This is a genomic window from Ampullimonas aquatilis, from assembly GCF_049675895.1.
GTDB lineage: Bacteria > Pseudomonadota > Gammaproteobacteria > Burkholderiales > Burkholderiaceae_D > Ampullimonas > Ampullimonas aquatilis.
On sequence record NZ_CP183834.1, the window covers coordinates 3,275,470 to 3,299,766 of the forward strand.

The window sequence follows — 24,297 nt, forward strand, 5'->3', positions numbered from 1 at the left end:
TTCATTTCTTGTGTCTCAGAATCGGCCGGTATCAAGCTTAATCAGCGTCCAGAAAAATGCTGAAACCAGCATCCCAGCAAGCTCACTCTACTTTAAACGCTGACTCAGCCCAACTGTTGACATCAGCAACGGCGCGACTATAACGCAAAGCACTGTGACGTGGCGGGTTACTCTGCTGTCAGCAGGGTTTTCAACGCGGCAAACTCTTTATCAAAATCCAGTGTTTTACGTTGCGAACTCATGGCCATCAGCAATTGCGTACCGCCAGTGCTGTCCGGCTTGAGCCAGACCCAGACGCGCCGCTCGCGCACATAAAACATCGAAAACACACCCAGCACCAGCAACAGACAACCCAGGTAAACAATTTTTTTACCAGGCGAACGGGTAATCTGAAACACACTCGCCTTGACCTCTTCAAACGCCTTGAGTTGCAACAGCAGCGGGGCTTCGTAAAAATAACTATCAGACAGCGCATTGATGGCGCTCTGCAAAAACCGGCCATTGTCTTCATTGCCTTCCGCTGCGGGCAAGCCAGCATTGCTGCGCGCCACCTGCCAAAGCTCCCAGGCTGCACCGGATAAAATTTTGAGAAAAATATCCGCGGCCCGTTGCTGTTCATCCTTGCTCGCCGTTTTTTCAATAAAGCGCGCCATGGATTGATAGCCGCCCTTGCCCTGGCTGCCATCGGCCTGCACACCGGCAAACAGATCCAGCGTTTTCAGCGCGCTGGCCTTGAGTTGTTTGCTCAGCTCAGGTTTTTCACCCGCCATGGCATTGTCGGCAAAACGCTGCGCCGCCTTATCGCGCAATTGCGGATTGGCCATCGCCGCTCTGAATAGCAGCCATTGCTGCAAACTGTCGTCCTGGTCGGCGGGAATCCGCAAAAAACGAAATTGTTCGGCCGGACTGTCGCGCATGCCCAGTAAAAACACACGCTGCTGATCAATAGTAGCGGGCAGCATATAGTTGTTGAATTCACGCGCCTGGCCGGCCTTGTCACGCAGCTTGTACTGCACCGATGGACCGACATTGCGTAATTCGCGCACGCTTTGCGTCTTGGTACCCGAGCCCAAATGACTGTCCAGAGTGCTTTCAAACAGGCTGATCTTGCTCTCGCCCTTGGGTTGCGCCACTGCTCGGGCGTCATTTTCCTGGGCGACGTTTTCTACGTTGAAAGGCCGAAAGCCCGTGAATTCAAGCGTGTAGGACTGCTGCACGGCCTTGGCCTGATCAGCACCGGTAATAGTCTGCCAGCGATTTTCCACTTCACCGAGTTGCCCATTGCCACCAATATCACCCTTGATTTCAAAGCTGTACGGTGTGCTGCCCTGCATGGGGAAAGCCGCGAGTGTGAGGTGACTGCCACCATCTTCAAAACTGGATTGGTAAATGGCCATGCCCTGGTAAATCAACGGCTCATTGACTTTGACAGTGGCTGAGGTGACCTTACCGGTATCGTGATCTGTCACTTCGACTTCACTGGCAAACAGCTTGGGCATGCCGGTGGAATAGTGTTCAATGATGAATTTATTGAGCTTGATGGTAAATGGCAAATCCTGGATCAACACACCATCCTGATAATTGATGACGGCCGTATTGACCGTACCACCTTCGGCAACCAGCGCATTGCCGCGAAAACTCGGGTTGCTCAATGGCAAACGATGTTTTTCAGGAATCTGGCTGATCACCGCATTGGATTTGAATGCCTGTTTATCGCCCAGCCACATCTCGGCACGAATAAACAGGTCACCATCCAGCAAACCACCCAGGCAGATGATCACGATCGCACAATGGGCAAAAATATAACCCAGCTTATTGGCAGCACCTCGTTTAGCCGTCAGTAACAAGGCCGACCCATGCTCAACTGCCTTGAGCCGGTAACCTTCTTTGAGCAACACATCGGCTTTGCTACGCGCCACAGTTTCAAGCGCACCGGATAGCGTCACTTCGGCATGATGATGAAAGGCACGCAGACCGTTTTCCTGGATTTTGTCTTTCCACGAACGCATGTCAGCCAGCATTTTGGGGGAATTGCGAATCACACAGAGTGAAGTCGACGTCACCAGAAACGCCAGAATCAGTACAAACCACCAGGCGCTGTAAACAGTATAAAACGAGAGTTTGTTAAAAACCTCAAACCAGAAAGGACCAAACTGATTGATGTAATTATTTTGCGGCTCGTTTTGTTTGACGATGGTGCCAATCACACTGGCAATGGCAATCACACTTAACAGGCTGATTGCAAAGCGCATGGAACTGAGCAGTTCCAACAGAATGGAAGGAATAGAGCGCGAAGCTGGTCGGATCATAGATAAGGTCAATTTAAAAAACAAAGGGTGGCCGCTAATAGCAGAGCCACCCTCTCTGTCAACAACGCCTGATTTTTATTGTGCGCTGGTTTACTGTTTGCGGCAGTGATGCCGCCATGATCAACGCATGCCGGCGATATAGTCGGCAACCGCCTTGATTTCCTTATCGGACAACCGTGCCGAAATACCTAACATTTGCGGGCTGTTTTTGCGGGTACCAGCACGAAATCCAACTAATTGGGATTCCGTGTAATCAGCATGCTGGCCTGACAGGCGCGGGTACTGGGCAGGAATACCCGCACCGTTAGGGCTGTGGCAACCGGCACAGGCTGGTACATTTTTCTCGGCAATACCACCACGATAGATCTTCTGACCCAGACTGACGGTTTCTTTGTTTTTGGCTGCACCGGGCTTGGCTTCCTGGCTGGAAAGATAAGCAGCAACATTTTTCATGTCGTCATCTGACAAGGTACTGGCAAAACCGGCCATGACAGCATTGGCGCGCTCGGCTTCTTTGGCACCGGCTTTGGTTTTGAAGTTGCTCAGTTGTTTGACCAGATATTCTGGATGCTGACCAGCCAGACGTGGGTAAGTTGGGCTGGTGCTGTTACCGTCAGCGCCATGACAAGAAGCACAGACCTGGGTCACGATGGCCTGACCTTTGGCAGTATCGGGCTTGGCGGTTTTGGCTGCTTCATTAGCCAAAGCCTGACCGGCAAAAAGACTGATTGCGAGGGCGCCGATGGCGGCAAACTGATGAAATGCTGGTTTCATTGCGATGTTCCTGCTCGTTTTTTTATGAAAAGCGTGACATGCTGATTGGCATGCCCTGTGGGGATACAGCCTCTAACAAATAACTCGCTATTGTACAATAAGCCCTGTCTGTTTTATTGCAGTTTTTTCTGGCTTTATTAACTCGCCAGTCTCTCACCCCTTCCCCACCATTCCAGCATCCATGTCGATTCTTCAGCAAACCAGTTTTTTTACGACCGTTAACCATCTGAAAGACTTGCCTGAGCTGGGTTTGCCTGAGGTTGCCTTTGCCGGACGCTCCAACGCGGGTAAATCCACCGCCATCAATACCTTGTGTCAGCAAAGAAAGCTGGCCTTTGCCAGTAAGACGCCCGGCCGCACCCAGCATCTGAACTATTTTGCCGTACAAAAAAAGGAAACCCAGTTTGGTTTTCTGGTCGACTTGCCTGGCTATGGTTACGCCCAGGTACCCGGTGAGGCGCGCCTGCATTGGGATAAACTGCTGGGTACTTACATCAAGGAACGGGAAGCACTCAAAGGCTTGATCATCATCATGGATGCGCGCCGCCCTTTCACCGATCTGGACCATCAACTGGTGGAATGGTATGCCCCAACTGGTGGACATATCCATGTAGTGCTGACCAAGTCCGACAAACTGAATCGCTCTGAATGCCAGCAGGCACTCAATACCACCCGCGCCATTTTAAAAAGTTATCGGATTGCGGAACGGGAAGTCGAGTACACCGCTCAACTGTTTTCCAGCCTGAAGCTGACCGGCATTGAAGAAGCTACCACTGTGTTGGAAAAATGGCTCAACATTCCCGAAGAATTGCGTAGTGAACCAGTTAAACCAATTGCCAAAACCGTCGTCAAAAAAACATAAAAAAAACCCCAACGAAAGGGGATATCGTCGGGGTGGTCTTAAAAAGCCTTGAGTCAAGGCATCCCGCTCAGGGAGGAGAAGCGGGAGATGCGCATGCATCGCATACAACATCTATAGCTATGAGCGGCCTTCTAGGCTAAAGTTCAGAGCGTTAGCAAAATTTTTGTAATCAGCCCCATCAATTAAATTTATGAGCGCCGCCCCCTCCCGTTTATCACCCAACGCTGGCTTTCCCATACAACGTCCACGCCGCATGCGTCGCGATGATTTTTCGCGTCGCCTGATGCGTGAAAATCATTTGCGCACCGATGATCTGATCTACCCCGTGTTTGTACTGGACGGACAAAACCGCACGGAAGCGGTTGCCTCCATGCCGGGCGTATCACGTTATTCATTGGATCAGTTGTTACCTGTCGCTGAAGAATGTCTCAACCTGGGTGTGCCGGTATTGGCACTCTTTCCAGTGATTGATACCCAGCTCAAAAGTCTTGATGGCCAGGAAGCCACCAACCCGGATGGTCTGGTACCACGGGTAGTGCGTGCGCTGAAAGAACGCTTTCCAGAACTGGGCATTCTGACTGATATCGCGCTTGACCCTTACACCTCGCATGGGCAGGATGGTGTGATTGATGAATCGGGCTATGTGATCAATGATGTCACCCTGGCTATTCTGACGCAACAGGCACTGGTCCATGCGCAAGCCGGTGTCGATGTGGTGGCGCCGTCGGACATGATGGATGGCCGGATTGGCAAGATCCGTGAAGCACTGGAAGCGGGTGGTCATATACATACCCGCATCATGGCGTATTCGGCCAAGTATGCTTCTGCATTTTATGGCCCGTTTCGTGATGCCGTTGGTTCTGCCGCCAACCTGGGCAAAGGCAACAAGATGACTTACCAGATGGACCCTGCCAATAGCAATGAGGCACTGCGTGAAGTGGCACTGGATATTGCCGAAGGTGCCGACATGGTGATGGTCAAACCGGGGATGCCATATCTGGATATTTTGCGACGGGTCAAAGATGAATTTCATATGCCCACCTATGTGTATCAGGTCAGTGGTGAATACGCGATGATCAAGGCTGCCGCGCAAAATGGCTGGCTGGATCATGACAAGGTGATGATGGAATCATTGTTGGCCTTTAAACGTGCTGGTGCCGATGGGATTCTGACCTACTTTGCGCTGGCGGCTGCCAAATTGCTCAAGGCTTGATGGACACCTGGCATCATTGATTTCGACCGTTTCTTCGCATCACTTAATTTGCGCATAAGCTGCTCAAAAGCTGCATCTAAGCGACACATAAAGACACACAAGCAGCACCTATGGACACCATACTGATTACCGAATCACAAGTGCAATTACTCGATGGCCCGGCCTTGCCGGTGCATTGGGCCAATCATGGCTTTGTCTGGTTTGATGCGCTGCTCACTGAAGTGGCGGCCAATCCCGAAGCCTGGCGCGACGAGGTGGAGCGCATCACCGGTATTCGGATTTATGATCTGCATTTGATTGATGCGACCAATCCTGCGCACCGTTCATATTTTGAGGCAACGCAGGATTATCAGATGGTGATTTTTCGCAAGCTGGCACCGGGTGAAAATCCACCGCTGGTGGAGCTGGATGATGGCCGTACCAGCAAAAAATCTCGACCACGGGCATTGCAGGAAATCATCACCCGTCCGATCACCTTTTTCATTTTTGATCAGGCCTTGGTGACGGTGCGGAGCGGCTTTTCCAAAACCGTGGAGCAAGTCCGAACGCGTCTGTTTGAATACAAGCAGCGCGATGAAAATAGCCGTGACAACAAGACCGGCCAAGTCATGCAACGGCCACCGGCACGCCCCGAAGAATTGATGTTGCGCATGCTCAACGCGATGGTTGATCGTTATCTTGAATTACGGCAGCCACTCACCAATCAACTGGATCGTTGGCAACGTGAATTGCTGGATCCACGACGCAGTTTCAATAACTGGATGGCGCTGCTGGAAGCACGCATGGAATTGCGCAAACTGGAGAATCTGAGCGAAGAACAGCATGATGCTCTGCAGGAAATGCGTGATCATTTTGTGGAAAATGCGGATACCGATGGTGACCCCAAACTGGCCCTGCGCCATGATATGCAACTGGTGCGGATTCATGATGTGATGGAACACACTCATCGCGTACTCAACCACGCACGACGCATGGAAGAGTCGATTGAATCGGCGGTGCAATTACACTTTTCGGCCATGGCTCATCGCACCAATGAAATCGTACGTTTGCTGACGGTGATTACTGCGATCTTTGCGCCATTGACTTTGATTACTGGTATTTTCGGGATGAACTTTGAAGTCATGCCGCTACTGAAACAATCGTGGGGCTTTTGGCTGACGATGGGCGTAATGGGTTTGATTGCTGGCGTTTTGATTATTTATTTCCGTAACCGACGGATTCTTGAATCACAACGACGCCTTGAACCGCACGACTAAATATTGAAATTTTCAATAAGTCTTATGCATATAAAAAACCAATGACTGACCTCTGCTATCCAGCTATTGGGGTTGGGTTGACTGTGTCAGCCATTGCAAATAAGCGGGCAAACCCTGGCTGATTGGTAGGGCAATAATTTCCGGCACCTGATAAGGATGCAATGACACAATGATCTGCTCAAGCTGAACATAACAAGCTTGAGTGGTCTTGATGAGCAGAGGCCATTCTTCGGCAGCTTCCAGCTTGCCCTCCCACACATAGCGCGACGTTACCGGTGGCATGATGCTGACACATGCTGCGACTCGTGCATTGAGCAAGGCTTCGCTAATGGTTTGCGCGGTGCCGAGATCCGGCGTTTGAGTCATGACAAGTAAGTATTGCGACATGACGGCTCCATTTATTGACAAGTTATGGCAGTTAAAACTGTAGCTCGATCATTGCAACAAACGTCGACGCGTCAATGCCACAGCCAAGTAAAAACCGCCCAGACCATAAGCCAGCAAAATACAGATCGGGCCAATTACGGCATCTGGAAAATGTCCCAGCACCAGTGGCCGAATCAGATCTATCGCCGCTTTGAGCGGCAAGTATTGTGCAACTGTTTGCAACCAGCCAGGGAGCTGCGAAATCGGAAAAAACACGCCTGATAAAAACATCATGGGTGTCATCACTAGCGTGATGTAGTAAGAGAAAAAATCGTAGCCACGTGCAATGGCGTTGATCACCAAACCCATCCCGGCAAAGGTCAGCCCGACCAGGACGAATAAGGGCAGCGTCAGCAGCAAGGTGGGCGCACGGCTGATGTTCAGCACCACGAGTACCAACAAGATGGCGCAACCGCTCATGACCGATTTAGTGGCCGCCCAGACCCATTCAGCGGTGACGATGTCATCCAGATCAAGCGGAGCATTGAGCAGGGAATCCCAGGTACGTTGTGCATGCATCCGTGAGAAAGTGGAATAGAGCGTTTCAAAGGTAGCCGAATTCATGATGCTGGTACAGATATAACCCGAAGCCAGAAAGCGCACATAGGGTTCACCTTGAATGCTGGGCAAAATGGCACCCAGGCCATAGCCAAAGGCGACCAGTGAAATCAGTGGCTCAGCTACATTGGCCAAGACACTCGGCCAAGCCAGTTTTTTCCAGACCAGCAGGTTGCGCTGCCATACCGGGATAAACCGTAACGAGACACCGGGTAATCGCCAAAAACCTTGCATTTCGTACTCCAATCCTCATACTAATGAAGAGTTTGTGTTTAATCTGGTTGCTTAAGTGCGTATTTATTAGGCTAATTTTTTTACTCACCAGGAGTATATTTACTTACTCTAATCACGAATATCCCGACCCGTCAGTTTAAGAAAAAGATCTTCCAAATTAGCCGGGCGATTGAGATAACGCAACTGCGGCCAATTGACCAATTGCGCCAGTAAGGCAGCGGGCTCATGCAAATAACAAAAGGCTGTTTCACCACTGAGCTCAATGCGTTGTGCCAGATTGCGAGCGCACTGCTCGACAAACTGACGCACTTCTTCGCCATAAACTTCCACGACAACGGGTTCGATATATTCTGCAATCAGAGTGTGTGGGACACCTTCAGCAATCAATTTACCCTGATCCATGACCGCCAGGCGAGTGCAAAGTCGTTCGGCTTCATCCATAAAGTGCGTGGTCAACAGGATGGTCTTGCCATTGGCCAGCAAGGCCTTCAGACGGGCCCATATCAGGTGCCGCGCCTGCGGATCAAGTCCGGTTGTCGGCTCATCCAGCAAGATCAGATCAGGATTATTGATGAGGGCACGTGCCAGGGTAAGACGACGCTTCATACCGCCCGATAACTCACCGATATGTGCATCACGCTTGCTTTCCAGACTGGCAAATTGCAGTAGCTCTTCAATACGCCCGACCAACACCTTGCCGGACAGACCGAAATAACGTCCATAAACCAGCAGATTTTCGGCGACTGTAAAATCAGGATCCAAGGTATCCATTTGCGGCACCACGCCGATCTTCATACGCGCTTCACGCGCATGACCCAGAATTGATTGGCCATTGACCAACAGTTCACCCGCATCAGGCTCAATCAAACCCAGGAGCAAACGTAATGTAGTGGTCTTGCCAGCACCGTTTGGGCCGAGCAAGCCATAACATTCACCTTTGCGTATCGAAAGGTTCAAGCCATTGACAACATCAACGGTGCCATAGCGCTTGCGTAAAGATTGAACGCTGACCATGACATCTTGCATGACTGACTCCTGTACAAAATTGATGACTTATAGACAAAACGATCGAAGTACACAACAAAACCGGTGATTATTGAAAGGCCTGACAGTCATGCAAACAATTGGCCAAGCTTGGATTTGATTCATTAATTCAATGACAAAAGTAATAATAAAATCGCAGACGAAAAAAAAGCCAGGCGAACCTGGCTTTTAATTGTGTCACAAGACAATTAAGCTTGTGCTGATTCTTCTGTAGCAGCAACTTCGCTAGTTTCAGGACGATCAAGCAACTCAACCAGAGCCATTGGTGCATTATCACCAACGCGAAAACCAAACTTCAGGATACGCAGATAACCACCGTTACGGTTCGCGTAGCGTGGACCCAACTCATTGAAGAGTTTAGTCACGATGTCGCGATCACGCAAACGATCAAACGCCAGACGACGATTGGCCAGGCTAGGTTTTTTGCCCAAAGTAATCATTGGCTCAACAACGCGGCGCAATTCTTTTGCCTTAGGCAGAGTGGTTCTGATTACTTCATGTTGAAGCAGGGATACTGTCATGTTACGCAGCATGGCCAGACGATGGCTGCTGGTACGATTCAGTTTACGGAGTCCGTTACCGTGACGCATAGTAATACCTCAAAATAAAAAAACCATCTTGCGATGGGCGCCCGTCCACACCTGGTAAGACAGACTATTAGTTATCGTTATGAATCTGCCATGTCAAGCATGGCAGATCGATCTTGCTGACTACAATTACTTATCAAGGCTGGCTGGTGGCCAGTTCTCGAGTTTCATACCCAAGGTCAAACCACGTGAAGCCAGAACTTCCTTGATTTCATTCAAGGATTTGCGGCCCAGATTGGGGGTCTTGAGCAATTCATTTTCAGTACGTTGAATCAGATCACCGATGTAATAGATATTTTCGGCTTTCAAACAATTGGCAGAACGCACTGTCAATTCCAAATCATCAACCGGACGCAACAGGATTGGATCAACCTTGGTCTCTGGCTGACGAATTTCTGCAGATTGCTCAGTACCTTCCAGAGCAGCAAAAATTGACAGCTGATCAACCAGAATCCGGGCTGATTGACGAATGGCTTCTTCAGGGCTGATCACGCCATTGGTTTCAATGGTCATCACCAACTTGTCCAGATCCGTACGCTGTTCAACACGAGCGGACTCAACTGCATAAGACACACGCTTTACTGGCGAGAATGAAGCATCCAGAACAATGCGACCAATACTCTTCGGGCTATCGTCAACATAACGGCGCATTGTACCAGGCACATAACCACGGCCTTTTTCAACCTTGATCTGCACATCCAGTTTGCCACCTTGAGTCAAGGTGGCAATCAGGTGATTAGGATTGATAATTTCAACATCGTGCGGCAACTCAATATCTGACGCATAAATAGGACCCAAACCTTCTTTACGCAAAGACACAGTAACTTCATCACGACTATGCAATTTAAATACAATGCCCTTCAGATTCAGCAAAAGATTAACCACATCCTCTTGCACGCCATCCAAAGTAGAATATTCATGGACTACGCCACCGATCAGAACTTCAGTTGGCGCATAACCCACCATTGAAGAGAGCAATACACGACGTAATGCATTACCAAGAGTATGGCCATAACCACGCTCAAAAGGCTCCATCACAACACGCGCATGACCATCGGTCAATGACTCTACTTCAACTATCTTCGGCTTCAAAAAAGCGTTTAACATTCACTATCCTTTTCAATACCCTCGGCACGTTACGCCGATAAGGCTGAGTTTTTAAACGGCGTTATTAGCGTGAATACAATTCAACGATCAAACTTTCATTGATATCGGCATACAGTTCCGCACGATCTGGCAATGACTTGAAAGTACCTTCCATCTTTTTAGCATCAACTGCAATCCAACCAGCCAAACCGGACTGTTCAGCCAGAGACAGCGCTTCAGCGATACGCACTTGCTTTTTAGATTTTTCACGAACAGCAACGACATCACCAGGCTTAACCTGAATGGAAGGAATATTGACAACCTGATTATTTAAAGTGATCGCCTTGTGGGAAACCAATTGACGCGCTTCAGCACGAGTAGAGCCAAAACCCATGCGATAAACTACGTTATCAAGACGGGATTCCAGCAATTTCAAAAGGTTTTCACCAGTATTGCCTTTAATACGATCAGCTTCGGCAAAATAGCGACGGAACTGACGCTCCAGCACACCATAAATACGCTTTACTTTTTGTTTTTCGCGAAGTTGTGTACCGAAGTCAGAAGTACGAGCACCGGATGTACGGCCATGCTGACCAGGTTTGCTGTCAAGTTTGCACTTGGATTCCAAAGAACGACGAGCGCTCTTGAGGAACAGATCGGTGCCTTCACGACGGCAGAGTTTTGCTTTAGGACCAATATAACGAGCCACTTTTTTTCCTTTCTTGATTAAGGCAACAGTCTGAACGACCATTGCCCAAGTTCTGAGACTGAACTCAGAACAGTGGGCTTATGACAAAATTAGATACGACGACGTTTTGGGGGACGGCAACCGTTATGTGGAACGGGTGTCACATCAGAAATCAAGGTGATTTTGATGCCCAATGAATTTAAGGCACGCACAGAAGATTCGCGGCCTGGGCCTGGACCTTTAATACGCACTTCAAGATTTTTAACGCCACATTCTACAGCTACGCGACCTGCGGCTTCAGCAGCAACCTGAGCAGCAAAAGGTGTTGATTTACGTGAGCCTTTAAAACCAGCGCCACCTGACGTTGCCCAAGACAGGGCATTACCCTGACGATCAGTAATGGTAATGATGGTGTTGTTAAAAGATGCATGCACGTGAGCAATACCCTCAGCAACATTCTTTTTAACTTTTTTACGAGCTCGTTGCGAAGCTGAGTTATTTGGTGATTTAGCCATTGTGATTATCCTTGATTACTTAGCTTACTTCTTAAGCGAAGCTGCTGCTTTGCGTGGACCCTTACGCGTACGCGCATTGGTACGTGTGCGCTGACCACGGCATGGCAAGCCTTTACGATGGCGCAAGCCACGATAGCAACCTAAATCCATAAGACGTTTGATGTTCATGGAAATTTCACGACGCAAGTCACCTTCTACAGTGTAGCGATTAACTTCGTCACGAAGACGTTCCATTTCAGAATCGTCAAGATCTTTTACTTTTTTAGCAAAATCCACACGTGCTGCTTCGCAAATTTTACGAGCGCGCGAGCGGCCGACACCATAAATGGACATCAAGCCGATTTCTGTATGTTGATGGTTGGGGATGTTTACCCCTGCAATACGTGCCATGCGATATTCCCAATAAGAGAAGCGTTAATTAACCTTGACGCTGTTTGTGACGTGGATCTGTACAAATCACACGGACAACGCCTTTACGTTTGATCACTTTGCAGTTACGGCAGAGCCGCTTTACCGAAGCCAGTACTTTCATGATTTCCTCTACTATTATTCCAATTTACTTTACTCGGAAAACTATCCGGGCCCGGGAAAGATCATAGGGTGTTAACTCCACAGTGACCTTATCACCTGGCAAAATTCGGATATAGTTCATCCTCATCTTGCCTGAAATATGACCAAGTACAACATGTCCATTTTCAAGTTTTACCCGGAAAGTAGCATTAGGTAAGTTTTCGACAACCTCACCCTGCATCTGAATCACATCATCTTTAGCCATGAACTACAAAACCTTGTCGAACTTTATCGAATTGGCATGTTTGTCTTAAAACTAGCCTTTTTAAGCAATGACTCATATTGCTGAGACATCACATAAGTCTGCACCTGAGTCATGAAGTCCATTGTGACGACAACGATAATCAATAATGAAGTACCACCAAAATAAAAAGGCACATTCCACTTCAAAACCAGAAACTCCGGCAAAAGGCAAACCAGCGTGATGTAAACCGCACCGACCAATGTCAAACGCATCAAAATCTTGTCTATATACTTGGCTGTCTGTTCACCAGGTCTTATTCCAGGAACGAAGGCACCGCTTTTCTTTAAATTATCTGCAGTTTCTTTGCTATTAAATACCAAGGCTGTATAGAAAAAGCAGAAGAAAACAATTGCGGTCGCATAAAGCAAAACATAAATAGGCTGACCTGGAGAAAGTGCACCAGCAATATCTTTTAACCAATGCATACTTTCGTGGCTGCCAAACCAGCCGGCTATTGTAGCTGGGAACAAGATAATACTCGAGGCAAAAATCGGCGGAATAACACCGGCCATATTGAGCTTCAAGGGCAAATGCGAGCTTTGACCAGCATAAACTTTATTACCAACTTGGCGTTTAGCATAATTAACCGTGATCTTTCTTTGTCCGCGCTCAACAAATACAACCAGATAGGTCACTGCAGCAACAATGATGACAATTAACAGTGCAGAAACAATATGCATTGATCCAGTTCTAACCAGCTCCAACAATCCACCTATTGCATTTGGCAAGCCTGCGGCAATACCGGCAAAGATAATGATTGAGATACCATTTCCCAAACCACGCTCAGTAATCTGCTCACCAAGCCACATCAGAAACATCGTTCCAGTCACCAAAGAAACTACCGTGGTTAATCTGAAAAGAATACCCGCAGATATTACCAAACCAGGTTGTGACTCCAATGCGACTGAAATTCCGAAGGCTTGAAATGTGGCCAAAGCCAAAGTACCGTAACGGGTGTACTGAGTTATTTTTCTACGTCCCGCCTCCCCTTCTTTTTTAAGAGATTCAAGCTGAGGCGACACAATAGAAAGCAATTGCATGATGATAGATGCAGAAATATACGGCATGATGCCCAAAGCAAACACCGTAAACCTCGACAAAGCACCACCAGAAAACATATTGAACATACCCAAGATACCACCCTGTTGCGACTTAAACAGCTGTGTTAATTGAGCAGGATCAATACCAGGCACTGGGATGTGGGCGCCAATACGATAGACGACCAAAGCCAATAGCAAGAATATTAGACGAGCTTTGAGATCGCTAAATTTGCTAGTGCCTGTTGCAGGTAAAGTTGCCAAAATAGTACCTATAATTAAGCTATTGATCCACCAGCAGCCTCGATAGCTGCTTTTGCACCCGCAGTTACCAACAAACCTTTGAGATGAACGGCCTTCTCAATCACACCAGCCAAATAGATTTTGGCTTGACGAGCTTGATCAGAAATCACGCCGGCCTGTTTTAGAGCAAGCAAATCAATCTCGGCGACTGGCAAAACATTCAAACTCAGTAAACGTACATCAACCGTATCACCAGCAGTCAATGATTTAAAACCGCGTTTAGGCAAGCGACGTTGCAAAGGCATTTGACCGCCTTCAAAACCAACTTTATGAAAACCACCTGAACGAGATTTTTGACCTTTATGGCCGCGACCTGCAGTTTTACCTAAACCGGAACCAATACCCCGACCAACACGGCGTTTAGCATGTTTAGCACCTTCACCAGGCTGTAATTTATTTAAGTTCATTTTTTATTCCCCCAGTGATGTAACACTGACCATATAACGAACTTTGTTGATCATGCCACGTACTGCCGGAGTATCAATGAGTTCCTTAGAGGAATTAATTCTACCCAAGCCAAGGCCTTTAACAGTGTCGCGATGAGACTGTCTTGTACCAATCAAGCTTTTCAACAGCGTGACTTTAATTTTTTTCTCAGACATAGCCAATCCTTAGCCTAGAATTTCTTCTACAGTTTTGCCACGCTTAGCAGCGATTTCACTAGGCGTACTCATTTTCTGCAAACCGTTCAAAGTTGCTCTAACCATGTTATATGGATTAGTGCTTCCAATACTTTTTGCAACCACATTGGTGACACCAAGCACTTCAAAAATAGCTCTCATTGGGCCACCGGCAATAATGCCAGTACCCTCATTAGCAGGCGACATATAAACAACTGACGCACCGTGTTTACCAACAACTGAATGTTGCAGAGTACCTGTTTTCAAACTAACTTTAAACATCTTACGGCGGGCTTCTTCCATCGCCTTTTGCACGGCAACAGGCACCTCTTTCGATTTACCTTTACCCATACCAACACGCCCGTCACCGTCACCAACAACTGTCAGCGCAGCAAAACCGAGAATACGCCCACCTTTAACAACTTTAGTGACGCGATTTACTGCAATCATCTTCTCGCGCAAACCATCATCGCGCTCGTCGCCTTGAACTTTTGCCTGTACTTTTGCCATCTTAGGCTCCAATTAAAACTTAAGACCCGCTTCACGAGCAGCATCAGCCAAAGCTTTGATACGACCGTGATAACGAAAACCAGAACGATCAAACGCCACAGCAGAGATACCAAGCGCGACGGCTTTTTCAGCAATATTTTTGCCGACGATAGCAGCAGCATTTTGATTGCCACCCTTACCAGTCTTACCAGCCAAAGAAACTTTTACTGCAGCCTCGAGCGTTGAAGAACTTGCAAGCACCTTGCTACCATCAGAATTAAACAGCGTAGCGTAGATATTCTCGTTAGTTCTATGAACGGACAAACGATTGACTTTAAGCTCACCAATTTTTTTGCGTGTCTGCAATGCACGGCGCAAACGACTTTGATTCTTATCCATAAACAAGCTCTCTTGTTATTTCTTCTTGGTTTCTTTAAGAATAACCACTTCATCCGAATAACGTACGCCTTTACCCTTGTATGGTTCGGGACTACGATACGCGCGAACTTCAGCAGCTACTTGGCCAACCTGTTGTTTATCGATACCCTTGATCAATATTTCAGTTTGACTCGGAGTTTCAACTTTTACACCTGTCGGCATTGAATGCACAACTGGATGAGAAAATCCCAATGAAAGGTTTAATTTTTCACCCTGAGCCTGCGCACGATAACCCACACCAATCAAATTCAGCTTACGCTCAAACCCCTTGGTGACACCCTGAACCATGTTTGCCACCAGGGCTCGCATAGTTCCAGACATGGCATTAGCTTGCCTGGATTCTTGCGCAGGAGTGAAAGTCAACTTCCCATCTTCCAACGCAATCGTTACTAAAGCATTTTGAGTTCGCGCAATCTGCCCTAACGGGCCCTTCACGGAAATCGTATCCGAAGAGAGAGATACCTCCGCCCCCTTTGGCAACACTACTGGATTTTTAGCTACACGTGACATTTTGGCACTCCCTTAGGCGACGTAACAGATAACTTCGCCGCCGACACCAGTGGCCTTGGCTTTGCGATCAGTCATTACCCCACGCGGAGTAGAAACAATAGCCACACCTAAACCATTCATAACGGTTGGAATATCAGCCTTACCCTTGTAAACTCTCAAACCGGGCTTACTAACCCGTTCAAGACGTTCAATTACAGGCCGACCAGAATAATATTTCAGATCAATACCAAGAACAGGCTTACCACCCTCAGTCTGAACTGAATAACTTTCAATATAACCCTCATCCTTCAAGACTTGGGCAATTGCCACCTTCAGTTTTGAAGAGGGCATCTGAACCACTGATTTCGCCACCATCTGCGCATTACGAATACGCGTCAGCATGTCAGCGATAGGATCACTCATACTCATGTAAAGCCCCTCGTTTACCAACTAGCTTTTGTTAAACCTGGAATTTCGCCCTTCATCGCGATTTCACGCAATTTGTTGCGACCAAGTCCAAATTTGCGAAAAGTACCGCGTGGACGTCCAGTCAAAGAGCAACGATTGCGCTGACGAGTAGGGTTGGAATTCCGCGGGAGTACCTGCAAGGCCAATCTGGCCTCAAAGCGCTCATCATCAGATTTACTTGTATTTTCAATTACAGCCTTGAGAGCCGCACGCTTGCCAGCATACTTTTTGACTAAATCAGCACGCTTTTTTTCACGATTGATTAATGACAGTTTTGCCATTTGTTCCTCAATTCTTAAAAGGGAAACGGAAAGCGCTAAGCAATGCCTTGGCCTCTTCATCCGTCTTAGCCGTAGTGGTAATACTTACGTTCAACCCACGCAAAGCATCAATCTTGTCGTAGTCAATTTCAGGAAAAATGATTTGTTCTTTTACGCCGATATTGTAGTTACCACGCCCATCAAAAGCACGGCCAGAAATTCCTCGAAAATCGCGCACACGTGGCAATGCAATTGTCACAAAGCGATCCAAGAACTCATACATACGAGCACCACGCAAAGTAACCATGCAACCAATAGGATAGCCTTGACGGATTTTAAATCCCGCGATAGCCTTTCTAGCTTTTGTAATTACAGGTTTCTGACCCGCAATTTTCGTCAAATCACCAACAGCATGCTCAATAATTTTTTTATCAGCAACCGCCTCGGATAACCCCATATTCAAGGTAATCTTAGTAATTCTCGGCACCTCCATAATTGACTTATATTCAAACTTTGAAGTCAATTCAGGAACAATCTTTTCTCTGTATACCGCCAACAAGCGAGCCATAACGTCCCCTTAAACCTTAACAGCTTCGCCGTTTGACTTAAACACGCGAACCTTTGATCCATCTTCCAAAAACTTATAGCCAACACGATCAGCCTTACCAGAAGCCGCATTAAAAATGGCCACATTAGATGCTTCTATTGGCATTAACTTATCGACAACACCACCCGGAATACCTTTCATTGGATTCGGCTTTTGGTGCTTCTTAACAGAATTAACACCAGCAACAATCAATTTGCCAAATTCAAGAACTTGCTCAACCTGACCACGCTTGCCCTTGTCACGACCGACAAGAACGACAACCTCATCACCTTTTAATATCTTACTCATACAACCCTCCAGGTTAGAGCACTTCTGGCGCCAATGAAACGATCTTCATAAAACGCTCACCACGCAATTCACGCGTGACCGGTCCAAAGATACGAGTTCCAATTGGCTCAAGCTTATTGTTAAGCAGAACAGCAGCATTACCATCAAACTTAATGAGTGAACCGTCCTGCCTGCGCACACCCTTAGCCGTACGAACCACTACGGCATTATAGATTTCACCCTTTTTAACACGACCGCGAGGAGCCGCATCTTTAATACTGACCTTGATGACATCACCAATTCCAGCATACCTGCGCTTTGAGCCACCCAAGACCTTAATGCACATAACAGAACGCGCACCAGTGTTATCAGCGACATCTAATGTCGATTGCATTTGTATCATTTTTTATCCCCAACTTAATCCGCTATGCGGTCAGTCTTGGCTCCGTGCATTAGCACAATGGAAGAATCCCTTTCGGGAAGAAGAGCTAGCCCTCTATTATTACAGAGAGCCTTACCTTTGTCTACTCTTTAAGCTTTCGCTTTTTCAATTAATTTCGAAACCGTCCAACTTTTGGTTTTTGAAATTGGACGACATTCTTGAATCTCAACCAAATCGCCATCATTAAAACCACCATCAGCTACATGAGCATGATACTTTTTAGAGCGCACGATAAACTTACCATACAAAGGATGTTTAATCTGACGCTCAACCAGTACAGTTACCGTCTTGCTCATTTTGGTACTTACAACTTTACCAATCAGACTTCTTTTTAGAGCAATCTTTTCAGATCCAGCCATGATCATTTCCCCGCCTCTTTAATTAGCGTTTTGACGCGAGCAATATCACGCCTAACTTTACGTAATTGGCTTGTATTAGCGAGTTGCTGTGTACCTGCCTGCATTCTTAAACCAAACTGAGCCTTCAAAAGACTGATCATCTCAGCATTCAGCTCAGTTGTTGTTTTACTTCTTAATTCAGATGCTTTCATACCAGTCCCTTAATTTGCACCGACTTGGCGAATAACAAACGTTGTAGCCAAAGGAAGTTTAGCAGCAGCCAATCGAAAAGCCTCCCTTGCCAAAGCTTCATCAACGCCATCCATTTCATAGAGAACTTTACCAGGCTGGATTTCGGCTACGTAATATTCAGGATTGCCCTTACCATTACCCATACGCACTTCAGCCGGTTTTTGTGAAATAGGCTTATCAGGAAAAATTCTGATCCAGATACGACCACCACGTTTAATATGGCGAGTCATCGCTCTACGAGCTGCCTCAATTTGACGCGCGGTAATGCGACCACGAACCACGGCTTTGAGACCAAATTCACCAAATGCGACAGAAGAGCCACGAGTAGCAATACCCTTATTTCTACCCTTCTGTTCTTTTCTATATTTACGACGAGCTGGTTGTAACATATTATTCTCCTGCCTTAGCTTCTGCAGCAGCTGGCTTGCGCACTCGCTTCACAGCTGGCTTTTTACTATCAGCATCTTCACGACGTGATGAAGGTTTGGTCGTTCTTCTAGCTTTTTTATCATCAGCCTCATCTACCACAGCAGGCTGTTCACCACGTTTTAATGTGTCACCTTTGTAAACCCAGACTTTAATTCCAATAATGCCATAGGTTGTTTCAGCTTCGCCAAAACCATAATCAATGTCTGCACGTAAAGTATGGAGTGGAACACGCCCTTCCCTGTACCATTCGGTTCTGGCAATTTCAATACCATTAAGACGACCAGAGCTCATAATCTTGATACCCTGAGCACCTAATCGCATAGCATTTTGCATCGCACGTTTCATGGCACGACGGAACATGATACGTTTTTCTAATTGCTGTGCAATAGAATCTGCAATTAACTGCGCATCAATCTCAGGTTTTCGAACCTCTTCAATATTGACATGGACTGGAACACCCATTCTCTTTTGAAGCTCCACCTTGAGAGACTCAATATCCTCGCCTTTTTTACCAATAACCACACCTGGGCGCGAACTGAAAATTGTGATTCTCGCATTTTTAGCTGGACGCTCAATAAGAACTCTAGCCACAGATGCATTTTTTAATTTCTTTTTGAGAAAGGCTCTAACACGCAGATCTTCACCAAGCATGGCTGCAAAATTGGTATTGTTTGCATACCAACGCGAAGCCCAATTCTTGGTTACGGAAAGACGGAAGCCGGTTGGATGAATTTTCTGACCCATCTTATTTCCTTAGTTGCCTACAGTAATGTAAATATGGCAGGTTTGTTTGAGGATTCGATTTCCCCGGCCCTTAGCGCGCGCTGTGAAGCGCTTTAGTGAAGCCGCCTTTTCTACATAGATTGTTTTAACTTTCAGCACATCGATATCAGCACCGTCATTATGCTCAGCATTTGCTATAGCCGACTCAAGAACCTTCTTAATAATGGTTGCACCTTTTTTAGGGCTAAAAGCCAAAAGATGTAATGCATTATCAATACCCATGCCGCGAATCTGATCCGCAACTAGACGACCTTTTTGTGCGGAAAGGCGAACACCCATTAGTTTTGCAGTTGTTTCCATATCACACCTATTTCTTGGCCTTCTTGTCGGCCGCATGCCCCTTGAAAGTTCGCGTCAAAGCAAACTCACCAAGCTTATGGCCCACCATGTTTTCTGAGACGTACACAGGAACATGCTGCTTTCCATTGTGAACAGCGATAGTCAAACCAATGAATTCCGGAAGAATTGTCGACCTACGTGACCAAGTCTTGATTGGCTTCTTGTCCTTAATGCTGATTGCAACTTCAACTTTCTTTAACAAGTGTGCATCGCAAAAAGGACCTTTTTTTACTGATCTAGTCATTTAATGCTCCTTACTTCTTGCGACGACTAACAATCATAGACGTCGTACGCTTATTGCGACGCGTACGATAACCCTTGGTTGGCGTACCCCATGGACTTACAGGATCACGACCAGCCGCTGTTTTACCCTCACCACCACCATGCGGGTGATCCACCGGGTTCATAGCAACACCACGCACTGTTGGGCGAATTCCTCTCCAGCGCTGAGCACCCGCCTTACCAATTTGACGCAAACTATGCTCTTCGTTACCAACCTCACCGACAGTAGCACGACACTCAATATGCACCCGACGAATCTCACCCGAACGCAGACGTAGTTGGGCATAAGTGCCTTCACGAGCCAACAACATCACCGAGGCACCAGCAGAACGAGCCAATTGAGCCCCCTTACCAGGCAACATCTCGATACAGTGAATTGTTGTACCAACTGGTATATTCCGAATTGGCAAGGCATTACCTGCTTTAATTGGAGCCTCGGCACCACTAATCAGCTGAGCACCAACCTGCACCCCTTTGGGTGCAATGATGTACGAACGCAAACCATCGGCATAGCACAACAAAGCAATATTGGCACTGCGGTTTGGATCATACTCAATCCGCTCAACCTTTGCAGGGACACCGTCTTTATTTCGCCTGAAATCAACTAAACGATAATGCTGCTTGTGCCCACCGCCAATATGGCGCGTGGTAATGTGACCATTATTATTGCGACCAGCAGACTTTGACTGCGCCTCAACCAGAGAGGCAACCGGCCGCCCCTTGTACAAGTCTTTATTGACAACCTTAACAACTGCACGGCGACCGGCAGAAGTAGGCTTAACCTTTACTAGCGCCATAATTAGCTAGCCTCCCCAGCAAAATTAATTTCTTGACCAGGTTTCAAGCTAACGTAGGCCTTTTTAACAGAAGCTCGTTTACCCATAAACTTACCAAAGCGCTTAACCTTGCCACCTTGATTTAATACCTGGACAGATTCAACCTGGACTTTAAATAACAATTCGACAGCTGCTTTAATTTCAGGCTTAGTCGCATCTTTAGCCACCGCAAAAGCCACCTGCTCATTTTTCTCAGCAATAAAAGTGGCTTTTTCGGAAATAACAGGTGACAAAATCACCTGATACAGCCTCGACTCTGGAAATTGCACCTTACTCATGACAGCATCTCCTCGATTTTGGCAATTGCGGCTTTAGTCACCAAGACCTTTTGATATTTAACCAATGAAACAGGGTCAGCCTGATGCGGCTCTACCAAGTAAACACCCTGCAGATTACGAGAGGCCAAATAGAGATTCTCATCAAACACATCGGAAATCAACAATACCGAAGACAAACCCATTGATTTCAACTTCTCAGACAATAATTTAGTTTTTGGCGCATCCAAAGAAAGACTATCCACCACAGCCAATCGATCCTCACGAACCAACTGAGAAAGAATCGAACAAATGCCAGCCCGGTACATTTTTTTGTTAACTTTATGTGAAAAATTTTCCTCAGGAGAATTTGGAAAAATCTTACCACCGCCACGCCACAACGGACTTGACGCCATACCAGCTCGAGCACGACCAGTACCTTTTTGGCGCCAAGGTTTACGGGTAGACTTAGCAATCTCACTGCGCCCTTTTTGAGCACGATTACCACTACGAGCATTTGCCTGATAAGCAACAACCAACTGATGAACCAAAGCCTCGTTATATTCACGACCAAAAACCGTATCGGCCGCAGAAACACTCGACAAAGCCTGACCAGAGTCGCCTAGTAACTTGATATCCATTATTTACCCCCTTTTTTTGCTTTTACTGCAGGGTAAATATAAATGTAACCACCATCACAACCAGGAACAGCCCCCTTAACCAGCAACAATTGACGATCAGGATCCACCTTGACCAACTCCAAATTTTGAATCGTCACACGATCATCACCCAAATGGCCAGTCATACGCTTGCCCGGAAACACACGACCCGGATCTTGAGCCATACCAATTGAACCCGGCACGTTATGCGACCTTGAATTACCATGAGATGCACGGTTCGAAGAAAAATTATGCCGCTTAATAACACCCGCATAACCCTTACCAATACTCACACCCTCAACATCAACCTTCTCACCAGGAGAAAAAATGGTTGCAGGCACAGAAGCGCCAAGCTGATAGGCAGAAGCAACATCAACATCCACACGAAACTCACGCAACGTAGCAACCGCAGCAACGCCAGCTTTTGAAAGATGTCCAGCGGCAGCTTTTGTAATACGCGTCGCGCGTCGCTGCCCGAATCCAAGTTGCAAGGCCACATAGCCATCAACTGATTCAGTTTTTACTTGAGTCACTCGGTTATCAGACACATCTAATACCGTCACAGGAATCGAATCCCCGTCATCGGTAAATATACGCGTCATACCAACCTTACGACCAATTAGGCCAAGGCTCATTATTTTCTCCATACTGACTACGATTGGTCAGAGTTAAAATTGGTCTAAAACCAGAAAGTTTTCTAGTATCGCACTAGCAGACTTAAATTGCAATAGTTATTGCAGCTTAATTTCCACGTCCACACCTGCTGGCAAATCTAACTTCATCAGGGCATCAACCGTTTTATCTGTTGGATCAACAATATCCATTAATCTCTGATGAGTTCGAATTTCGAATTGATCACGTGAGGTTTTGTTCACATGCGGTGAACGCAATACATCAAATCTTTGAATTCTTGTTGGCAGTGGCACCGGCCCTTTTACAAGAGCACCCGTCCTTTTAGCTGTCTCAACAATTTCAAGCGCAGACTGATCAATCAATCTGTAATCAAAAGCTTTAAGGCGAATTCGAATTTTTTGATTTTGCATAATTTCTCCAAAGAGCAAGCTACCCAAACTATGTGGGCAGCATATTAAAGTTTAAAACTTACTCAACGATTTTAGCGACGACGCCGGCCCCGACGGTACGACCGCCCTCGCGAATCGCAAAACGCAGCCCCTCTTCCATCGCAATCGGCGCGATCAGTTTCACCGTGATCTGAACGTTATCACCTGGCATCACCATCTCTTTGTCTTTCGGCAATTCAATAGCACCAGTCACATCCGTGGTACGGAAGTAAAACTGGGGGCGATAGTTGTTAAAGAAGGGGGTATGACGACCACCCTCATCTTTTGACAGGACATACACTTCGGCAGTGAAGTGGGTGTGGGGCTTGATTGAACCAGGTTTGCACAATACTTGACCACGCTCCACCTCTTCACGCTTGGTACCACGCAGCAGTACACCCACGTTATCACCCGCCTGACCTTGGTCAAGCAGTTTGCGGAACATTTCAACGCCGGTACAGGTGGTTTTGAGGGTGGGACGAATGCCAACAATTTCAATCTCTTCACCCACTTTAACGATACCACGCTCGATACGACCCGTTACCACGGTACCACGGCCCGAGATGGAGAAGACGTCTTCCACTGGCATGAGGAAGGCACCATCAATCGCGCGCTCAGGGGTGGGGATGTAGCTATCCAAGGCAGCAGCCAGCTTGAAGATGGCTTCTTCACCCAATTCGCCTTTGTCGCCTTCGAGGGCGAGCTTGGCAGAACCTTTGATGATTGGCGTGTCGTCACCGGGAAAGTCGTATTTGGAGAGCAGTTCACGCACTTCCATTTCAACCAGTTCCAGCAACTCAGCATCATCCACCATGTCGGCTTTGTTCATGAAGACGACGATGTAAGGCACACCAACCTGACGCGCCAACAGGATGTGCTCACGGGTCTGCGGCATGGGGCCATCCGCTGCCGACACCACGAGAATGGCGCCATCCATCTGGGCTGCGCCGGTAATCATGTTTTTGACGTAGTCGGCGTGACCCGGGCAGTCAACGTGCGCGTAGTGACGGTTTTCAGTTTCGTATTCTACGTGGGCGGTGTTGATGGTAATACCGCGCGCTTTTTCTTCTGGCGCTGCGTCAATCTCATCATATTTCTTGGCCGCACCACCAAATTTAGTCGACAGCACTGTCGTGATCGCCGCTGTCAAGGTCGTCTTGCCATGGTCCACGTGACCAATTGTGCCCACGTTAACGTGTGGCTTCGTACGCGAAAACTTCTCTTTTGCCATTTTCCTATTCCTTCAAAAGAACAATCTAAAATTAAAATCAATAAAGT

General features: G+C 47.2%; 38 protein-coding genes. 3 read left to right on the top strand and 35 right to left on the bottom strand.

Going from position 1 to position 24,297, the window contains the following annotated elements; genetic code table 11:
• Positions 1-167: 167 nt before the first annotated feature.
• Positions 168-2,309, bottom strand: coding sequence for a cytochrome c biogenesis protein ResB (locus ACMYR3_RS15270; protein ID WP_424192780.1), 2,142 nt, complete (start codon positions 2,307-2,309; stop codon positions 168-170).
• Between the two features lie 120 nt (positions 2,310-2,429).
• Positions 2,430-3,083, bottom strand: coding sequence for a c-type cytochrome (locus ACMYR3_RS15275; protein ID WP_424192781.1), 654 nt, complete (start codon positions 3,081-3,083; stop codon positions 2,430-2,432).
• Between the two features lie 181 nt (positions 3,084-3,264).
• On the opposite strand from ACMYR3_RS15275, the gene yihA reads away from it, so the two are divergent.
• The 3 genes from yihA (at position 3,265) to ACMYR3_RS15290 (ending at position 6,414) form a co-directional block, all read left to right on the top strand.
• On the top strand, positions 3,265-3,945 hold the full coding sequence (gene yihA / locus ACMYR3_RS15280) for a ribosome biogenesis GTP-binding protein YihA/YsxC (RefSeq protein ID WP_424192782.1): 681 nt from the start codon (positions 3,265-3,267) through the stop codon (positions 3,943-3,945).
• A gap of 190 nt (positions 3,946-4,135) precedes the next feature.
• A complete protein-coding gene (hemB, locus tag ACMYR3_RS15285; RefSeq protein ID WP_424192783.1) occupies positions 4,136-5,158 on the top strand; it encodes a porphobilinogen synthase in 1,023 nt (340 codons plus the stop codon).
• Between the two features lie 110 nt (positions 5,159-5,268).
• A complete protein-coding gene (locus ACMYR3_RS15290; RefSeq protein WP_424192784.1) occupies positions 5,269-6,414 on the top strand; it encodes a magnesium transporter CorA family protein in 1,146 nt (381 codons plus the stop codon).
• Positions 6,415-6,477: 63 nt separating this feature from the next.
• Here ACMYR3_RS15290 and cutA read toward each other — a convergent pair whose 3' ends face one another.
• The 33 genes from cutA to tuf form a co-directional block, all read right to left on the bottom strand.
• Positions 6,478-6,801: a divalent-cation tolerance protein CutA gene (gene cutA, locus ACMYR3_RS15295; protein ID WP_424192785.1), complete on the bottom strand. Its 324-nt coding sequence runs from the start codon at positions 6,799-6,801 to the stop codon at positions 6,478-6,480.
• 48 nt (positions 6,802-6,849) lie between these two features.
• Positions 6,850-7,632 carry an ABC transporter permease gene (locus ACMYR3_RS15300; RefSeq protein WP_424192786.1) on the bottom strand — a complete coding sequence of 261 codons (783 nt, stop codon included), beginning with the start codon at positions 7,630-7,632 and terminating at the stop codon, positions 6,850-6,852.
• 108 nt (positions 7,633-7,740) lie between these two features.
• On the bottom strand, positions 7,741-8,658 hold the full coding sequence (locus tag ACMYR3_RS15305; RefSeq protein ID WP_424192787.1) for an ATP-binding cassette domain-containing protein: 918 nt from the start codon (positions 8,656-8,658) through the stop codon (positions 7,741-7,743).
• Positions 8,659-8,864: 206 nt separating this feature from the next.
• Positions 8,865-9,266, bottom strand: a complete 402-nt coding sequence (gene rplQ, locus ACMYR3_RS15310; protein WP_424192788.1) for a 50S ribosomal protein L17 — start codon at positions 9,264-9,266, stop codon at positions 8,865-8,867.
• Between the two features lie 126 nt (positions 9,267-9,392).
• Complete coding sequence (locus ACMYR3_RS15315) at positions 9,393-10,370, bottom strand: DNA-directed RNA polymerase subunit alpha (protein WP_424192790.1); 978 nt, start codon at positions 10,368-10,370, stop codon at positions 9,393-9,395.
• A gap of 64 nt (positions 10,371-10,434) precedes the next feature.
• Positions 10,435-11,058 carry a 30S ribosomal protein S4 gene (gene rpsD, locus ACMYR3_RS15320; RefSeq protein WP_424192792.1) on the bottom strand — a complete coding sequence of 208 codons (624 nt, stop codon included), beginning with the start codon at positions 11,056-11,058 and terminating at the stop codon, positions 10,435-10,437.
• A gap of 89 nt (positions 11,059-11,147) precedes the next feature.
• Positions 11,148-11,552 (bottom strand): 30S ribosomal protein S11, encoded by a 405-nt coding sequence (gene rpsK, locus ACMYR3_RS15325; protein ID WP_424192794.1) that lies wholly within the window; start codon positions 11,550-11,552, stop codon positions 11,148-11,150.
• A 24-nt stretch (positions 11,553-11,576) separates the two neighbouring features.
• The gene (gene rpsM, locus ACMYR3_RS15330; RefSeq protein ID WP_424192796.1) at positions 11,577-11,942 is read right to left on the bottom strand and encodes a 30S ribosomal protein S13; all 366 of its coding nucleotides are present in this window, start codon (positions 11,940-11,942) and stop codon (positions 11,577-11,579) included.
• Between the two features lie 28 nt (positions 11,943-11,970).
• The gene (gene rpmJ, locus ACMYR3_RS15335) at positions 11,971-12,084 is read right to left on the bottom strand and encodes a 50S ribosomal protein L36 (RefSeq protein WP_424192798.1); all 114 of its coding nucleotides are present in this window, start codon (positions 12,082-12,084) and stop codon (positions 11,971-11,973) included.
• Between the two features lie 24 nt (positions 12,085-12,108).
• Positions 12,109-12,327 carry a translation initiation factor IF-1 gene (gene infA / locus ACMYR3_RS15340; protein ID WP_424192800.1) on the bottom strand — a complete coding sequence of 73 codons (219 nt, stop codon included), beginning with the start codon at positions 12,325-12,327 and terminating at the stop codon, positions 12,109-12,111.
• A 23-nt stretch (positions 12,328-12,350) separates the two neighbouring features.
• Positions 12,351-13,667, bottom strand: coding sequence for a preprotein translocase subunit SecY (gene secY / locus ACMYR3_RS15345; RefSeq protein WP_424192802.1), 1,317 nt, complete (start codon positions 13,665-13,667; stop codon positions 12,351-12,353).
• A 14-nt stretch (positions 13,668-13,681) separates the two neighbouring features.
• Positions 13,682-14,113: a 50S ribosomal protein L15 gene (gene rplO / locus ACMYR3_RS15350; RefSeq protein WP_424192804.1), complete on the bottom strand. Its 432-nt coding sequence runs from the start codon at positions 14,111-14,113 to the stop codon at positions 13,682-13,684.
• 3 nt (positions 14,114-14,116) lie between these two features.
• Complete coding sequence (gene rpmD, locus ACMYR3_RS15355) at positions 14,117-14,308, bottom strand: 50S ribosomal protein L30 (protein ID WP_424192806.1); 192 nt, start codon at positions 14,306-14,308, stop codon at positions 14,117-14,119.
• Positions 14,309-14,317: 9 nt separating this feature from the next.
• Positions 14,318-14,836, bottom strand: coding sequence for a 30S ribosomal protein S5 (gene rpsE / locus ACMYR3_RS15360; RefSeq protein WP_424192808.1), 519 nt, complete (start codon positions 14,834-14,836; stop codon positions 14,318-14,320).
• Between the two features lie 12 nt (positions 14,837-14,848).
• On the bottom strand, positions 14,849-15,214 hold the full coding sequence (rplR, locus tag ACMYR3_RS15365) for a 50S ribosomal protein L18 (protein ID WP_424192810.1): 366 nt from the start codon (positions 15,212-15,214) through the stop codon (positions 14,849-14,851).
• A 15-nt stretch (positions 15,215-15,229) separates the two neighbouring features.
• Positions 15,230-15,763 carry a 50S ribosomal protein L6 gene (rplF, locus tag ACMYR3_RS15370; protein WP_424192812.1) on the bottom strand — a complete coding sequence of 178 codons (534 nt, stop codon included), beginning with the start codon at positions 15,761-15,763 and terminating at the stop codon, positions 15,230-15,232.
• Positions 15,764-15,775: 12 nt separating this feature from the next.
• Positions 15,776-16,171: a 30S ribosomal protein S8 gene (rpsH, locus tag ACMYR3_RS15375; RefSeq protein ID WP_424192814.1), complete on the bottom strand. Its 396-nt coding sequence runs from the start codon at positions 16,169-16,171 to the stop codon at positions 15,776-15,778.
• A gap of 14 nt (positions 16,172-16,185) precedes the next feature.
• Entirely contained in the window at positions 16,186-16,491 is a 306-nt protein-coding gene (rpsN, locus tag ACMYR3_RS15380) for a 30S ribosomal protein S14 (protein ID WP_424192816.1), read from the bottom strand.
• A gap of 7 nt (positions 16,492-16,498) precedes the next feature.
• The gene (gene rplE / locus ACMYR3_RS15385) at positions 16,499-17,038 is read right to left on the bottom strand and encodes a 50S ribosomal protein L5 (RefSeq protein WP_424192818.1); all 540 of its coding nucleotides are present in this window, start codon (positions 17,036-17,038) and stop codon (positions 16,499-16,501) included.
• 9 nt (positions 17,039-17,047) lie between these two features.
• Positions 17,048-17,365, bottom strand: a complete 318-nt coding sequence (rplX, locus tag ACMYR3_RS15390; protein ID WP_424192820.1) for a 50S ribosomal protein L24 — start codon at positions 17,363-17,365, stop codon at positions 17,048-17,050.
• Positions 17,366-17,378: 13 nt separating this feature from the next.
• Positions 17,379-17,747 carry a 50S ribosomal protein L14 gene (gene rplN / locus ACMYR3_RS15395; protein ID WP_424192822.1) on the bottom strand — a complete coding sequence of 123 codons (369 nt, stop codon included), beginning with the start codon at positions 17,745-17,747 and terminating at the stop codon, positions 17,379-17,381.
• Positions 17,748-17,875: 128 nt separating this feature from the next.
• Positions 17,876-18,145 carry a 30S ribosomal protein S17 gene (gene rpsQ / locus ACMYR3_RS15400; protein WP_424192824.1) on the bottom strand — a complete coding sequence of 90 codons (270 nt, stop codon included), beginning with the start codon at positions 18,143-18,145 and terminating at the stop codon, positions 17,876-17,878.
• Positions 18,146-18,147: 2 nt separating this feature from the next.
• Positions 18,148-18,336 (bottom strand): 50S ribosomal protein L29, encoded by a 189-nt coding sequence (rpmC, locus tag ACMYR3_RS15405; RefSeq protein ID WP_424192826.1) that lies wholly within the window; start codon positions 18,334-18,336, stop codon positions 18,148-18,150.
• Between the two features lie 9 nt (positions 18,337-18,345).
• Positions 18,346-18,765 carry a 50S ribosomal protein L16 gene (gene rplP / locus ACMYR3_RS15410; protein ID WP_424192828.1) on the bottom strand — a complete coding sequence of 140 codons (420 nt, stop codon included), beginning with the start codon at positions 18,763-18,765 and terminating at the stop codon, positions 18,346-18,348.
• Position 18,766: 1 nt separating this feature from the next.
• Positions 18,767-19,549, bottom strand: coding sequence for a 30S ribosomal protein S3 (gene rpsC, locus ACMYR3_RS15415; protein WP_424192830.1), 783 nt, complete (start codon positions 19,547-19,549; stop codon positions 18,767-18,769).
• Positions 19,550-19,558: 9 nt separating this feature from the next.
• Positions 19,559-19,888, bottom strand: coding sequence for a 50S ribosomal protein L22 (rplV, locus tag ACMYR3_RS15420; protein ID WP_424192832.1), 330 nt, complete (start codon positions 19,886-19,888; stop codon positions 19,559-19,561).
• Positions 19,889-19,895: 7 nt separating this feature from the next.
• The gene (gene rpsS / locus ACMYR3_RS15425) at positions 19,896-20,171 is read right to left on the bottom strand and encodes a 30S ribosomal protein S19 (RefSeq protein ID WP_424192834.1); all 276 of its coding nucleotides are present in this window, start codon (positions 20,169-20,171) and stop codon (positions 19,896-19,898) included.
• A gap of 10 nt (positions 20,172-20,181) precedes the next feature.
• Positions 20,182-21,006, bottom strand: a complete 825-nt coding sequence (gene rplB / locus ACMYR3_RS15430; RefSeq protein WP_424192836.1) for a 50S ribosomal protein L2 — start codon at positions 21,004-21,006, stop codon at positions 20,182-20,184.
• A gap of 2 nt (positions 21,007-21,008) precedes the next feature.
• Positions 21,009-21,323, bottom strand: coding sequence for a 50S ribosomal protein L23 (gene rplW, locus ACMYR3_RS15435; protein ID WP_424192838.1), 315 nt, complete (start codon positions 21,321-21,323; stop codon positions 21,009-21,011).
• Positions 21,320-21,940 carry a 50S ribosomal protein L4 gene (gene rplD / locus ACMYR3_RS15440; RefSeq protein ID WP_424192840.1) on the bottom strand — a complete coding sequence of 207 codons (621 nt, stop codon included), beginning with the start codon at positions 21,938-21,940 and terminating at the stop codon, positions 21,320-21,322. Before rplD ends, rplW begins: the two co-directional genes overlap by 4 nt.
• Positions 21,940-22,605 (bottom strand): 50S ribosomal protein L3, encoded by a 666-nt coding sequence (gene rplC / locus ACMYR3_RS15445; RefSeq protein ID WP_424192842.1) that lies wholly within the window; start codon positions 22,603-22,605, stop codon positions 21,940-21,942. Before rplC ends, rplD begins: the two co-directional genes overlap by 1 nt.
• A gap of 84 nt (positions 22,606-22,689) precedes the next feature.
• Positions 22,690-23,001, bottom strand: a complete 312-nt coding sequence (gene rpsJ / locus ACMYR3_RS15450) for a 30S ribosomal protein S10 (protein WP_424192844.1) — start codon at positions 22,999-23,001, stop codon at positions 22,690-22,692.
• Between the two features lie 58 nt (positions 23,002-23,059).
• Complete coding sequence (gene tuf, locus ACMYR3_RS15455; protein ID WP_424192846.1) at positions 23,060-24,250, bottom strand: elongation factor Tu; 1,191 nt, start codon at positions 24,248-24,250, stop codon at positions 23,060-23,062.
• Between the last annotated feature and the right edge of the window lie 47 nt (positions 24,251-24,297).

What these genes read in the sequence shown, in the direction of transcription:
- ACMYR3_RS15270 (WP_424192780.1), bottom strand. Translation starts at nt 2,309, where the DNA reads ATGATCCGACCAGCTTCGCGCTCTATTCCTTCCATTCTGTTGGAACTG.
- ACMYR3_RS15275 (WP_424192781.1), bottom strand. Translation starts at nt 3,083, where the DNA reads ATGAAACCAGCATTTCATCAGTTTGCCGCCATCGGCGCCCTCGCAATC.
- yihA (WP_424192782.1), top strand. Translation starts at nt 3,265, where the DNA reads ATGTCGATTCTTCAGCAAACCAGTTTTTTTACGACCGTTAACCATCTG.
- hemB (WP_424192783.1), top strand. Translation starts at nt 4,136, where the DNA reads ATGAGCGCCGCCCCCTCCCGTTTATCACCCAACGCTGGCTTTCCCATA.
- ACMYR3_RS15290 (WP_424192784.1), top strand. Translation starts at nt 5,269, where the DNA reads ATGGACACCATACTGATTACCGAATCACAAGTGCAATTACTCGATGGC.
- cutA (WP_424192785.1), bottom strand. Translation starts at nt 6,801, where the DNA reads ATGTCGCAATACTTACTTGTCATGACTCAAACGCCGGATCTCGGCACC.
- ACMYR3_RS15300 (WP_424192786.1), bottom strand. Translation starts at nt 7,632, where the DNA reads ATGCAAGGTTTTTGGCGATTACCCGGTGTCTCGTTACGGTTTATCCCG.
- ACMYR3_RS15305 (WP_424192787.1), bottom strand. Translation starts at nt 8,658, where the DNA reads ATGCAAGATGTCATGGTCAGCGTTCAATCTTTACGCAAGCGCTATGGC.
- rplQ (WP_424192788.1), bottom strand. Translation starts at nt 9,266, where the DNA reads ATGCGTCACGGTAACGGACTCCGTAAACTGAATCGTACCAGCAGCCAT.
- ACMYR3_RS15315 (WP_424192790.1), bottom strand. Translation starts at nt 10,370, where the DNA reads ATGTTAAACGCTTTTTTGAAGCCGAAGATAGTTGAAGTAGAGTCATTG.
- rpsK (WP_424192794.1), bottom strand. Translation starts at nt 11,552, where the DNA reads ATGGCTAAATCACCAAATAACTCAGCTTCGCAACGAGCTCGTAAAAAA.
- rpsM (WP_424192796.1), bottom strand. Translation starts at nt 11,942, where the DNA reads ATGGCACGTATTGCAGGGGTAAACATCCCCAACCATCAACATACAGAA.
- rpmJ (WP_424192798.1), bottom strand. Translation starts at nt 12,084, where the DNA reads ATGAAAGTACTGGCTTCGGTAAAGCGGCTCTGCCGTAACTGCAAAGTG.
- infA (WP_424192800.1), bottom strand. Translation starts at nt 12,327, where the DNA reads ATGGCTAAAGATGATGTGATTCAGATGCAGGGTGAGGTTGTCGAAAAC.
- rplO (WP_424192804.1), bottom strand. Translation starts at nt 14,113, where the DNA reads ATGAACTTAAATAAATTACAGCCTGGTGAAGGTGCTAAACATGCTAAA.
- rpmD (WP_424192806.1), bottom strand. Translation starts at nt 14,308, where the DNA reads ATGTCTGAGAAAAAAATTAAAGTCACGCTGTTGAAAAGCTTGATTGGT.
- rpsE (WP_424192808.1), bottom strand. Translation starts at nt 14,836, where the DNA reads ATGGCAAAAGTACAGGCAAAAGTTCAAGGCGACGAGCGCGATGATGGT.
- rplR (WP_424192810.1), bottom strand. Translation starts at nt 15,214, where the DNA reads ATGGATAAGAATCAAAGTCGTTTGCGCCGTGCATTGCAGACACGCAAA.
- rplF (WP_424192812.1), bottom strand. Translation starts at nt 15,763, where the DNA reads ATGTCACGTGTAGCTAAAAATCCAGTAGTGTTGCCAAAGGGGGCGGAG.
- rpsH (WP_424192814.1), bottom strand. Translation starts at nt 16,171, where the DNA reads ATGAGTATGAGTGATCCTATCGCTGACATGCTGACGCGTATTCGTAAT.
- rpsN (WP_424192816.1), bottom strand. Translation starts at nt 16,491, where the DNA reads ATGGCAAAACTGTCATTAATCAATCGTGAAAAAAAGCGTGCTGATTTA.
- rplE (WP_424192818.1), bottom strand. Translation starts at nt 17,038, where the DNA reads ATGGCTCGCTTGTTGGCGGTATACAGAGAAAAGATTGTTCCTGAATTG.
- rplX (WP_424192820.1), bottom strand. Translation starts at nt 17,365, where the DNA reads ATGAGTAAGATATTAAAAGGTGATGAGGTTGTCGTTCTTGTCGGTCGT.
- rplN (WP_424192822.1), bottom strand. Translation starts at nt 17,747, where the DNA reads ATGATACAAATGCAATCGACATTAGATGTCGCTGATAACACTGGTGCG.
- rpsQ (WP_424192824.1), bottom strand. Translation starts at nt 18,145, where the DNA reads ATGGCTGGATCTGAAAAGATTGCTCTAAAAAGAAGTCTGATTGGTAAA.
- rpmC (WP_424192826.1), bottom strand. Translation starts at nt 18,336, where the DNA reads ATGAAAGCATCTGAATTAAGAAGTAAAACAACAACTGAGCTGAATGCT.
- rplP (WP_424192828.1), bottom strand. Translation starts at nt 18,765, where the DNA reads ATGTTACAACCAGCTCGTCGTAAATATAGAAAAGAACAGAAGGGTAGA.
- rpsC (WP_424192830.1), bottom strand. Translation starts at nt 19,549, where the DNA reads ATGGGTCAGAAAATTCATCCAACCGGCTTCCGTCTTTCCGTAACCAAG.
- rplV (WP_424192832.1), bottom strand. Translation starts at nt 19,888, where the DNA reads ATGGAAACAACTGCAAAACTAATGGGTGTTCGCCTTTCCGCACAAAAA.
- rpsS (WP_424192834.1), bottom strand. Translation starts at nt 20,171, where the DNA reads ATGACTAGATCAGTAAAAAAAGGTCCTTTTTGCGATGCACACTTGTTA.
- rplB (WP_424192836.1), bottom strand. Translation starts at nt 21,006, where the DNA reads ATGGCGCTAGTAAAGGTTAAGCCTACTTCTGCCGGTCGCCGTGCAGTT.
- rplW (WP_424192838.1), bottom strand. Translation starts at nt 21,323, where the DNA reads ATGAGTAAGGTGCAATTTCCAGAGTCGAGGCTGTATCAGGTGATTTTG.
- rplD (WP_424192840.1), bottom strand. Translation starts at nt 21,940, where the DNA reads ATGGATATCAAGTTACTAGGCGACTCTGGTCAGGCTTTGTCGAGTGTT.
- rplC (WP_424192842.1), bottom strand. Translation starts at nt 22,605, where the DNA reads ATGGAGAAAATAATGAGCCTTGGCCTAATTGGTCGTAAGGTTGGTATG.
- rpsJ (WP_424192844.1), bottom strand. Translation starts at nt 23,001, where the DNA reads ATGCAAAATCAAAAAATTCGAATTCGCCTTAAAGCTTTTGATTACAGA.
- tuf (WP_424192846.1), bottom strand. Translation starts at nt 24,250, where the DNA reads ATGGCAAAAGAGAAGTTTTCGCGTACGAAGCCACACGTTAACGTGGGC.